This window comes from Holdemania sp. 1001095H_141210_F2, from assembly GCF_015558105.1.
Classification (GTDB): Bacteria; Bacillota_I; Bacilli_A; order Erysipelotrichales; family Erysipelotrichaceae; genus Holdemania.
In genome coordinates, this window is sequence record NZ_JADNPO010000003.1 from 25,239 (window position 1) to 36,714 (window position 11,476).

General features: G+C 54.7%; 9 protein-coding genes. 8 read left to right on the forward strand and 1 reads right to left on the reverse strand.

Annotated features, from left to right (window positions below):
- Positions 1-14 precede the first annotated feature (14 nt).
- The 6 genes from I2G61_RS02665 to secA all read left to right on the forward strand — a co-directional run bounded on the left by I2G61_RS02665 (position 15) and on the right by secA (position 8,662).
- Positions 15-218, forward strand: coding sequence for a hypothetical protein (locus tag I2G61_RS02665; protein WP_072685668.1), 204 nt, complete (start codon positions 15-17; stop codon positions 216-218).
- Positions 208-2,616: a glycogen/starch/alpha-glucan phosphorylase gene (locus I2G61_RS02670; RefSeq protein ID WP_072685669.1), complete on the forward strand. Its 2,409-nt coding sequence runs from the start codon at positions 208-210 to the stop codon at positions 2,614-2,616. Before I2G61_RS02665 ends, I2G61_RS02670 begins: the two co-directional genes overlap by 11 nt.
- A 159-nt stretch (positions 2,617-2,775) precedes the next feature.
- Positions 2,776-4,905, forward strand: a complete 2,130-nt coding sequence (gene pulA, locus I2G61_RS02675) for a type I pullulanase (RefSeq protein ID WP_072685670.1) — start codon at positions 2,776-2,778, stop codon at positions 4,903-4,905.
- 146 nt (positions 4,906-5,051) lie between these two features.
- Positions 5,052-5,795: a PHP domain-containing protein gene (locus tag I2G61_RS02680; protein WP_072685671.1), complete on the forward strand. Its 744-nt coding sequence runs from the start codon at positions 5,052-5,054 to the stop codon at positions 5,793-5,795.
- Positions 5,796-5,933: 138 nt separating this feature from the next.
- On the forward strand, positions 5,934-6,287 hold the full coding sequence (locus tag I2G61_RS02685; RefSeq protein WP_072685672.1) for a hypothetical protein: 354 nt from the start codon (positions 5,934-5,936) through the stop codon (positions 6,285-6,287).
- Positions 6,288-6,313: 26 nt separating this feature from the next.
- A complete protein-coding gene (gene secA, locus I2G61_RS02690) occupies positions 6,314-8,662 on the forward strand; it encodes a preprotein translocase subunit SecA (RefSeq protein WP_139248664.1) in 2,349 nt (782 codons plus the stop codon).
- 126 nt (positions 8,663-8,788) lie between these two features.
- On the opposite strand, the gene I2G61_RS02695 is transcribed toward secA, so the two are convergent.
- The gene (locus tag I2G61_RS02695) at positions 8,789-9,235 is read right to left on the reverse strand and encodes a hypothetical protein (RefSeq protein WP_072685673.1); all 447 of its coding nucleotides are present in this window, start codon (positions 9,233-9,235) and stop codon (positions 8,789-8,791) included.
- Between the two features lie 106 nt (positions 9,236-9,341).
- On the opposite strand from I2G61_RS02695, the gene I2G61_RS02700 reads away from it, so the two are divergent.
- Together I2G61_RS02700 and nagA are read left to right on the forward strand one after the other, a co-directional pair.
- Positions 9,342-10,259 (forward strand): transglutaminase domain-containing protein, encoded by a 918-nt coding sequence (locus I2G61_RS02700; protein ID WP_072685674.1) that lies wholly within the window; start codon positions 9,342-9,344, stop codon positions 10,257-10,259.
- 91 nt (positions 10,260-10,350) lie between these two features.
- The gene (nagA, locus tag I2G61_RS02705; RefSeq protein WP_072685675.1) at positions 10,351-11,460 is read left to right on the forward strand and encodes an N-acetylglucosamine-6-phosphate deacetylase; all 1,110 of its coding nucleotides are present in this window, start codon (positions 10,351-10,353) and stop codon (positions 11,458-11,460) included.
- Positions 11,461-11,476 lie beyond the last annotated feature (16 nt).

An 11,476-nucleotide genomic window follows, 5' to 3' on the forward strand; every position in this document is an offset into this window, starting at 1 on the left:
GAATCGTCAGCGGCATGAAGACAGGGTTAAAGCCGGGGAGCAGCCATATAAATTTGAGAAAAGATTTGAATAAACCAGAATCAGGATTAAGGAAAAAAACGAATAGTAACGCTGATTCAGGTAAAAATGAGGAAGTAACCGCTTTTATTAACAGGAAGCGATTGCGTTTTAGGGAAAAACTGGTAAAATACACGCGGGAGGAATTTTATGTTCAATAACAAACAGGAATTCGTAGAAGAATTCACCAAACGGATCGAGGAAAATTACGGACGATCTGTCGAACAGTCCCATCCGACAGAACGATTTATGGTGCTGGGCGGGATGGTTCGTGATTTTGCGGGCATCCATTGGAAAGAAACCAAAGAGAAGATCGCTGCGGATCAGGCTAAGCAGATGTATTACTTCTCGATGGAGTTCTTGATCGGCCGGCTTTTAACCAATAATTTAATGAACTTAGGCATTTATGAACTTGTCCGCGACGGCTTGCAGGATCTGGACATCGACATCAACGAGCTGGAAGACCTGGAATCCGACGCGGGTCTTGGCAACGGCGGTCTGGGCCGCCTGGCTGCCTGCTTTCTGGACTCGCTGGCGTCGCTGCAGCTGCCGGGCAACGGCAACTGCATCCGCTATCAATACGGATTATTCCGCCAGAAGATTGAAAACGGCTATCAGGTGGAGGTTCCGGATCAGTGGCTGAAACTGGGCAACGTCTGGGAAGTCCGCAAACCGAAGAGCGCGGTCGACGTGAAGTTCTGGGGTCATGTCGAAATGCGCAAGGATGAAAACGGCGAACTGATTTTCGATCATGTCGACGCGGAACACATCCGCGCCGTGCCGTATGATATGCCGGTGGTCGGTCATGGCACCAAGGAAACCAACACGCTGCGCTTATGGTCAGCGGAGGCCTCCGACATCATCCCGACCAATAAGGATTTCCGGTTATACTTACAGGAGCTGCAGGAAATCTGTCTGAACGTCTATCCGGACGATTCGACCGACGATGGCAAGATCCTGCGTCTGAAGCAGCAGTATTTCTTTGTTTCGGCCGGTGTGAAGTCGATCATCCGCTCGCATCTGCGCGTCTATCCGACGCTTGACAACCTCGGCGAAAAGATCGCAATCCAGCTCAACGATACGCATCCGGTACTGGCGATTCCGGAACTGATGCGCGTTTTGATGGACGAGTATCACTATGATTGGGATCATGCGTGGGCGATCACAAACTCCGTCATGGCCTACACCAACCATACGATCTTGTCGGAAGCCCTGGAGAAATGGCCGATCGCTTTCGTTCAGCGGCTGCTTCCAAGAATTTATATGATCATCGAGGAAATCAACCGCCGCTTCTTGAAGGAAGTCGCGGAGAAATTCCCGTATGAACGCGATATCGCCTATCGCGTCGCGATTTTAAAAGACGATCAGGTTCACATGGCGTCCCTGGCGGTCGTCGGCTCGCACAGCGTCAACGGCGTCGCTCAGCTGCACACCGACATTTTGATCAACGACCTGTTCCACGACTTTGTCCGGCTGTATCCGGATAAGTTCAATAACAAGACCAACGGCATCACGCACCGCCGCTGGCTGTTGTACTCCAACCCGCAGCTGCGGAAAATGCTCGACGAGCTGATCGGCGAGGGCTATGAGTATGATCTCAACGAAATTGAAAAGCTGATGGAGTATGTCGACGATCCGGCGATTCAGAATCAGTTTCTGGACATCAAGCGCCAGCGCAAGGAAATCCTGGCGAAGCTGGTCAAAGACCGCTGCGGCGTCGAGATCGACCCGAATTCCATCTTTGACGTTCAGGCCAAGCGTCTGCATGCTTACAAACGGCAGCTGCTCAATGCCCTGCACATCATCTACCTCTATCAGCGGATGAAGGAAGACCCGTCGTTTACGATCACGCCGACGACGTTCATCTTCGCGGCCAAGGCGGCTCCGGCCTATTATTTCGCCAAGAAGGTCATCAAGCTGATCAACAGTCTGGGCGATGTGATCAACAACGATCCGGCGGTCAATTCGATGTTAAAAGTCGTATTCATTCCGAATTACAGCGTATCCATCGCCGAAGTGCTGATGAACGCGGCGGATGTGTCCGAACAGATTTCTACGGCTGGCAAGGAAGCCAGCGGCACCGGCAACATGAAGTTCATGATGAACGGCGCGATCACGCTGGGCACGCTGGACGGGGCCAACGTCGAGATCGACGAACGCGTCGGCCGCGATAACGACGTGATCTTCGGCTTAACTGTCGATCAGGTGACGGAACTGAAGAAGAACTACAACGCCTGGGATTATTACAACGGCGACGAACGGCTGAAGAAAGCGATTGATTCGCTGGTCGACGGCACCTGGGCCGCGGATCATGACGAGTTTAAGCTGATCTTCGACGAGCTGATGTATAAGAACGACGAATATCTGCTTCTTGCGGATTTTGACAGCTATGTCAGAGCGCATGAAGAGATTCAGCGGCGCTATGGCGACCGTGGTCAGTGGGCGAAGTCCTGCCTGATCAACATTGCGAAGTCAGGCTATTTCAGTTCTGACCGCACGATCCAGCAGTACGCCGATGAAATCTGGCACATCAAGCCGGTCCGGATCGACGATAAATAAAGAGAGTTTCCCGTGTTTTTCTAAAAACGCGGGATTTTCTTTTGGCTTTCGCAAAAAAGTCGGAGGGAAATGCTTGTTGTGCAGCGGTCTTGTCCATTATAATAGAAGAACAGGCGATTTGAAAAAGTAAAAAAGACGACATCAGAAAAGAGGGAACGTATGAAAGAGAATACAAGCATGGAAGCTTTTCTGGACGATTATGGGAAAATTGTAGTCTATTTGTCACAACGGTTTTATAACGGGAAAAGCGACCGGTTTTATCTGGAGCGGCCGCAGGGGGAAGCGACGGCGTGTCAGATCCGGGAGCTGGAATCGCATGAGAGCTATACGCGGTACACGCTGACCGGCCCGGCCGAAGTCCAGATTGGCGAATCGTTGGAAATTGTGGAGGAACACGGACACCGCGCGGTGCTGCAATACCGCCGGATCGTCCAGACCGCCCGGTTTGATCAGGATTTTGCGTATGAGGGTGAACTGGGGGCGTTCTGTGAGGAAACTCAGACACGGTTCGCGTTGTGGGCGCCGACGGCTTGCGAGGTGCAGCTGGATCTGCGTTTGGCCGGTAAGCAGGTGCTGGCCGCGATGACGCGGGGGGAAAAAGGTGTCTGGCGTTTGACGGTAGAGGGGGATTGGGATGGGGGAACCTATCTGTATCAGGTCAAGGTGAACGGCGAGCTTCATCTCAGTCCGGATCCCTACGCCCTCTCTTCGACTGCCAACGGCCTTCGCAGCGGTTTGGTCAACTGGAAACGGATGGCGCAGATGCCCAATTCCGCACTGCCGCCCTTTACCAGCTATACCGACGCCGTGATTTATGAATTGAGTGTGCGCGATTTTACTCATCAGGCCCAATGCGGCACCCGCACCCACAGTCAGTACCGCTCGCTGTGCGAGGTGGGGACGACGCTGCAGGGCAAGCCGACGGGACTGGATTATCTGGCTTCCTTAGGCGTGACGCACGTGCAGCTGATGCCGGTCGCTGATTTTGCGACGGTCGACGAGGAACATCCGGATCTGTTTTACAACTGGGGCTACGATCCGCTGCAGTACGGCTGTCCGGAAGGCAGCTATGCCAGCGATCCCAACGATCCGCGCTGCCGGGTGCGCGAACTGAAGCAGCTGGTCGCGACGCTGCATGCGCGCGGACTGCGCGTGAATCTGGACGTCGTGTTCAATCATCACTACGATATCCAGTTCTCCGCATTCGGCCAGTGCGTGCCCTATTACTATTTCCGCACTACGCCGTCGGGCTTTCTGTCCAACGGTTCCTTCTGCGGCAACGATACGGATTCTCTGATGCGGATGATGCGCAAGTATATCGTCGATATCGTGTGCCGCTGGATCGAGGTTTACGACGTCGACGGCTTCCGTTTTGACTTGATGGGCATTCATGACGTCGACACGATGAACGCTGTCGTGGCGGCCGGCCGCAAGCTGAAGCCGGAGTTAATGGTCTATGGCGAGGGCTGGGATCTGCCGACGGCGCTCAACGACGATCTCAAGGCGTGCCAGCGCAACAACGCGAAAATGCCGCAGGTCGCGCATTTCAACGATTATTTCCGCGACGTCGTCAAGGGCAAGACTTCCGATTTCGACGTGCAGGCCAAGGGCTATGCGACGGGCAATTTATATCAGGCTCACGATATGCCGTCCGCCCTGTGCGCCAATACGCTGAACAAGGAAATGTATAAGATTTACCAACAGCCCTCCCAGAGCATCAACTATGTCGAATGTCATGACAACGCGACGAGCTGGGATAAGATGAAGGATTGCTGCAAGGATGAGGTGCGGGAGATCCGCGTCAAGCGTCAGAAGCTGATGATCGCCGTGACGCTGGTCGCCCAGGGCGTGCCGTTTTTGCAGAGCGGTCAGGAATTCTGCCGGACGAAATACGGCTATCACAATACCTACAATGCGCCGGACAACGTGAACCAGATCGATTGGGAACGCAAGAACCGGCACGAGGAGGTCGTGGAATATACCCGCGACTGTCTGCGGCTGCGCAAGCTGATCCGTGCGTTCCGCTTTGCCAGCGCCGAAGAAATTGAAAGCCATGTTCATTTTGAAGTGACGGAAGGCCAGATGCTGCTGTATCAGCTCAATGATGTGGAAGCCTATGGCGGCTATCAGACGATCAAGGTGTTCTTCAACCCTTCGCCGGCCGTCCAGTATGTCGAGCTGGAGGAAGACTATCAACAGATCTTCAATGAAGCCGGCCTGCTGACGACGCCGGTCATGGTCCGCAATCTGGCGGTCAATCCGATCACGATGGTGGTCGTCGTCAAATAATCTCAAGGCGCGGGCAGCCGCGCTTTTTCGTTTTTGACAATCAGCCGGTCAAAACTGCTTTCCAGACGGATCAGAAACAAGGAGAGCGAAGATGCTGAGATTTTCATAAAGAGAGGCGAAGCGGCGGCTTCGTAAGGAGGATAACGATGATTTCAAATGTTCATTCCCATTCCCGCTGGTGCCGGCATGGCCGGGGAACGCTGGAAGAGTATGTGAAGGAGGGGCTGCGCTGCGGCCTGGAAGAAATGGCGGTGTGCGAGCATGTGGCCAGCGAAGAGCCGATGGGTCCGCGGATGACCTGGGGCGAAATGCCGGCATTTCTGGCGGAAGCCGATGATGTTATTGGCCGCTATGGCGATCAGATCTCTCTTTTCAAAGCGTTGGAATGCGAATATTTCCCGGAAGAAATGAATCGGTTTGCCCAGCTGCGCGATCATCAGAATGTGAAGCTGTGGATTCTGGGGCAGCATGAAAGCGCCGATCATCGCTATGATTATTTTGCGATGCAGGACCGGGATCGGGAAACGATGCAATATACCGAAGATGTGATCGCCGCACTGAACACCGGATTTTTTCAGCTGCTTGCCCATCCCGATGTGATTATGGTGAATTACGAGCAGCCGACGCCGCTTCTGCTGGAGTGCATGGATCGGATCTTTGCGGAATGTGAAAAACGGAACGTGGCGGTAGAAATCAACGCGAATGGCCTGCGTCGCTCGGTTGGCTATCCCAACGCCAAGATCTGGCAGCTCAGCAAGCGCTACAAACTGACGACGATCATCAGTTCGGACGCTCATGATCCGCGCGATCTGGTCGACGGCGCGGTGCGTCAGGCGGAACAGCTGGCAGTGGACTGGGGAATCACAGTGACACCCAAACTGACGTTTTAAACAGGAAGCGAATCCAGTGAAACAACGCTGTTTCGTGGGATGAGACTGACTTTGCGGCGTGATTGCCAAAGCTGCTGAAACAGTGTATGATTAAACGGATATCAATTTGAAGCGGAAAGCGAAAGGAGGCGGAAGCCGATGATCCCTGCTTTTTTACGATGGCTGTCGCTGAGCTTCTGCCTGCTTTTATCCTGGGGGATGTTCGCTGTCCCGCAGACCCGGCTGCCGCAGCCGGCCCTGACGATTCAGACGGAGGCGGCCGGTGAGAAGGAAGCGCAGCTGCAAAGCGCGGAAACGCTGAATAAGAAGAAAACCACGGGGCCTTCGACGCCGTTAGCGACCGGCGGTGTTCAGCCGGTCTTGGCTTTGATGCCGGACAGCTTGTGGAACGCCGTGCCGGTGATCGAGCGGGCAGCGCAGGTGGCAAGACCGAAGATTCTGGCCGTGCCGGTCGGTCGGCTGGCCCCGCCCTTTCCTGTTTGGATCATTTAAAAAAGGAAACAAACAGGAGGAAAATCATGAATCTTTTACAATCACTAAGTCCCGACGGCCGCCAGTTAGCCAAAGCTGAGAAGCTGGCGAAGAAAATTGAAGCGCTGAGCGGGGAATACAAAGCCTTAAGCGACGCTGAGCTTCAGGCGAAAACCAGCCAGTTCCGCCAGCGCTTAAGCCAGGGCGAAAGCCTGGACGAGCTGCTTCCGGAAGCCTTCGCCACTGCGCGCGAAGCGGCTGAACGGGTGATCGGCGAGCGGCCCTATCCCGTCCAGCTGATGGGCGGCGTCCTGCTTCATCAGGGCGATATCGCGGAGATGAAAACCGGCGAAGGGAAGACGCTGACCTCAATTCTGCCCGTTTACCTCAACGCGCTGGAGGGCAAAGGCGTGCACGTCGTGACCGTCAACCCCTATCTGGCTCACCGCGACGCCCAGTGGATGGGACAAATTTATCAGTTTCTGGGGCTGAGCGTCGGCTGCAACGACCGCACTCTGACTTCAGCGCAGAAGCGCGCGGCGTTTGCCTGCGACATCACCTATACGACCAACTCCGAGCTGGGCTTCGATTATCTGCGCGACAACATGGTCATGAATCTGGAAAGCCGCGTTCTGCGCGGACTCCATTTTGCGCTGGTCGATGAAGTCGACTCCGTGCTGGTTGACGAAGCCCGCACGCCGCTGATTATTTCCGGCGCCGGGGAAATGCTGGACAAGCAATATCTGATGGCCGATCAGTTCGTCAAGGCGCTGCGCAAGGATGAGGTTGAAGTCGATCATCAGGAACGTCAGGTTTATCTGACGGAAAAAGGGATCGTGCACGCCGAGCGGTTCTTCAAGGTCGCCCATCTCTACGATCACAGCCACGCCGATCTGGTGCATTATATCCAGCAGGCGCTGAAAGCCAATTATGTCATGATGCGCGATGTCGAATATGTCGTCGAGGACGGCGAAGTGATCATCGTCGATCAGTTCACCGGCCGTAAAATGGAAGGCCGTGAGTTCTCGGATGGGCTGCATCAGGCGATCCAGGCCAAGGAAGGCGTCGGGATCAAGCAGGAAACCAAGACGCTGGCGACGATTACCTACCAGAATTTTTTCCGCCTGTATGACAAGCTGGCCGGGATGACCGGTACGGCCAAGACGGAGGAACAGGAATTCTTAAGCATCTACAATATGCGCACAATCGTTGTGCCGACAAACAAGCCGATCGCCCGGATTGATTATCCGGACGCGGTCTATAAGACCAAAGGCGAAAAATACGACGCGATCGTGGAAGAAGTCGTCCAGCTGCATGCCCAGGGCCAGCCGGTGTTAGTCGGTACCCCCTCGGTGGAAATCAGTGAAATCCTTTCCCGGCGGCTGACGCAGAAAAAGATCCCGCATCCCGTGCTGAACGCGAAGAACCATGCGCAGGAAGCCGAGATCATCGCCCGGGCCGGGCAGAAGGGCGCGGTCACGATCGCGACGAACATGGCCGGCCGCGGCACCGACATCAAGCTGGGCGAAGGCGTCGTCGAGCTGGGCGGACTGGCCGTCTTAGGTACGGAACGGCATGAATCCAAGCGGATCGACAACCAGCTGCGCGGCCGTGCGGGCCGTCAGGGCGATCCGGGCTTTTCCCGTTTCTATGTGTCGATGCAGGATGATTTCATCATTCAGTACGCTTCCGATTTGCAGAAGGAAAGCATTGCGAAGTTCTGCGAGGATAAACTGCCGGCGGAAAAGCTGCGCAAAACAATCGATCTGATACAGAAGCGCGCCGAGGATCTGCATTACGATTCCCGGAAGCGTGTGCTGGAATATGACGATGTTCTGATGGAACAACGCCGGATTATCTTCGGCCAGCGCGATCAGATTCTCATGCAGGACGACTTAAGCGAACTGGTCGGTTCCCTGATGGATCAGGCGGCCGCCAGTCTGGCCGCGTCCCTGGTGAACGCCAAACGCGCCAATCCTGCGCAATGGGAAACCGTGCTGCAGGAAGCAAGCAAGACCTGGCTGCTCAGCGAAATCGATAAGGAGCTCGATCAGGCGAAGGACGAGAAGACCCTTCAGGCCATCCTGAAGCAGGAATTCCATCGTCAGCATCAGCTGAAAAAGGATGAAGCGCCCGAACAGATCGCCCAGCTTGAAAAGATGATCCTGCTTTCCGTGATCGACCATCAGTGGAACGACCACGTTGATTCGATGAACCGTCTGCGCGAGGGCATCTATCTGCGTTCCTACGCGCAGATCAAACCCGAGGACGCCTACCGTCAGGAAGGCTTTGAGCGCTTTACAAACATGATGGCCAACATTACCGATCAGGTGGTGCTGACGCTGCTGCACATTCAGAAGCGCGAGCCGCAGCCGCCGGTCAATCCGGAAGCTTAACTCTCGAAATCATTTCAAAAAATAAAAAAGAGAACGGCCGGTTTTCCATCTGGAAATTCCGATCCGTTCTCTTTTACGTTGTCTTGACTTAAGCTGACGATCACTTTGCGGCTTTAACCCAGGCGGTCATCCCAGCATCGCCGCGTGAACCTGGCCTTCGTGGGAATAAATCCGCAGGCAGCTGCCGCCCTCGTCGCTTTTCATAAAGCAGTCGGCGATCACATCGGTTTCCGCATCGGTCCGGGTTTCGATCACCGTTTCCATGAGTGCCTGCAGCGACGATTTGTCCGTGATCACCCGGTATTCCGCCATTAAGATAAACGTCGGCTTGGATGCCTGCGATCCATCGAAGTCATAATGCACAGTGTTTAGGCAATCGTCGAAGCTGCGCAGCGCTAATTGCCGATACGGCGGATTCATCATGTGGCGCAGGAAATCATACGCCTTTTCCTTATCCGGCGCGACGACGCACAGCCGCATCAAACCCGTCACCGCTTCGGGACATTGGGCGAAATCCGCCGCGGCCGGGCGGTAATCCATCATTTCTTTTAAGGACATGGTTCTTTGAAGCATGAGTTGCGCCTCCTTTGCGTTCTTATTATACAAAAATTGAAAGGGAAACGAAAGAAAGAAATCCGCGGGACGTGGTATACTGAAAACGAGAAAGGGGACAGGCGGTATGAAAAAGAAATGGAAATGGCTTTTGGGTTTGTGTTTTATGTTGACAGCCTGTTCCGGAAAGTCGCTTGCGCTGCCTGATGTTCTGGGCGGCAAGCGGGAAACAGTGACGTTCAGCGATTCGCTTTATCGCCCTGATCAGGAATTTGAAAAGATCAGCTGCGACGTCCGTGAAGGATGTTATGCCGTGGACAGCGAGATGGAAGCAGGACTGCTGATCGGCAATCTTGTCCGCAGCGGCCAGCGGGAAGCCGCGATCGTCGCGAATGAGGATCTGGATCTGGATAAAATTTTCATCTATGCCTTAGCGCTGTCGCCTTCGACCTTTGAAGCCCAGTACACGCAGCGGCGGATGATGAATGGCACGCGCCGCACGATCTTCACAGTCACGATGGAGGATGAACAGCAGCTGCAGCGAAACCGCGTTCAGGCCCGCCGCATCGTGGAAGAAAACGTGAGTGCGGAAATGGATCAGACGGAAACGATCCGCGTGCTCCACGACTGGCTGGTGCTGCATACCCAATACGACGAGGAAGCCGTCGCCTTGAATGAAGAAGAACGCCGTCAGAGTCTTGCTTTCCGCGCCTCCGGCGTCTTTGAGCGGGGGAAGGCGACCTGTTCAGGTTATATGGAAGCGATGGATCTGCTTCTGGAGGCTGCCGGGATCGGCTCCATCCGTGTTTTCAGCAACACGATGGATCACGCCTGGAATCTGGTCAGTCTGGATGGGGAAATGCGTTACCTCGACGCGACGTTTGACGATCCGGTGCCGGATCAGCCCGGCCGGGTGATGTACGACTTTTTTCTGATCGAGCCGGATACGCTGAAACAACGGGGGAAATACGAATTCGACCCGGCCACGCCGACGACGATTTCCCAGACGGAATACGAAGCCTTTTTCAATTATTGTCTGCGGTGAAAAGCACGGTTGCGCCGTGTCTTTTTTTGGTTTAGTGGACAAGCCTGAAAGAGGTGATATACTGAAGCTAAAGAAAAAGTGGAGGTACAAAATGATCATTCAAAGCACTCACGTCTGGATTCATGATTGTCTTCAGCCCGCTCAGCTGGAAATCGCCGACGGACTCATTCAAGCGGTTTTGCCCTATGGGGAAAAACAGCCGGATCACGATTATCAGGATCTGTGGATTCTTCCGGGATTCATTGATATTCACACGCACGGCTGGAACCGCTGCGAGGCGGGCAAACCGACGCTGGAAGCGATGCGCCGCTGGCAGAAGCACATGCCGGAAGAAGGCGTAACCGCGTTTCTCGCAACCACCGCGACGCAGAGCCAGCGCCAGAACGAACAAGCCCTGCCGGTTCTTAGAGAAGCGATCGAAGCCCCGGGGGAAGGGGCGGAAATCCTGGGCATCAATATGGAAGGCAATTTCATTTCGCATCAGTTTCATGGTGCGCAGGATCTTTGCACGATCGTTAAACCCGATCCGGAGGTTCTGCTTCACTATCAGGATTTAGCCGGCGGACATATCATGACGGTGACCTGCGCTGTTGAGTTTGACGAGGATTATGCGTTTGTTAAAACGGCCGCAGCGCATCATATCCGCGTTTCCTGCGGCCACAGCGGCGCCAGCTTTGATCAGGTCAAGGACGCCGTCGCCGCCGGAGCTACCGGCATTACACACTGCGGCAACGGCATGCGCCCCTTCCATCACCGCAATCCCGGAATTTTCGGCGCAGCCTTGAATCTGGACGAACTCTACGCTGAGGTGATCGGCGACGGAATTCATGTGCATTTTGAAACGGCACATCTGATCGGAACGATGAAAGGCGCGGATAAACTGATCCTGGTCACGGATTCCGCTGAATGCAAGGATGATCCGGCGGCGGAGCAGTACAGCCGGGAAGGCGCGTTCCGGCTGCCGGACGGGACTTTATTCGGCTCTGCTTTATATGTGAATCAGGGCGTGGATAACCTGCATCGCAAAGCCCGGCTGCCGTTGGTAACGGCGATTCATGCGGCGACGATCAACCCTGCGCGCTATTTGGGGGTCGCTGAGCGCAAAGGCTCACTGGAGACGGGAAAGGATGCGGATCTGGTCGTCTGCGATGAAAACATTCAGCTAAAAGCAGTGTACTGCAAGGGGGTTCGTCAGGCTTGATAAGCAGTTTTCCCAC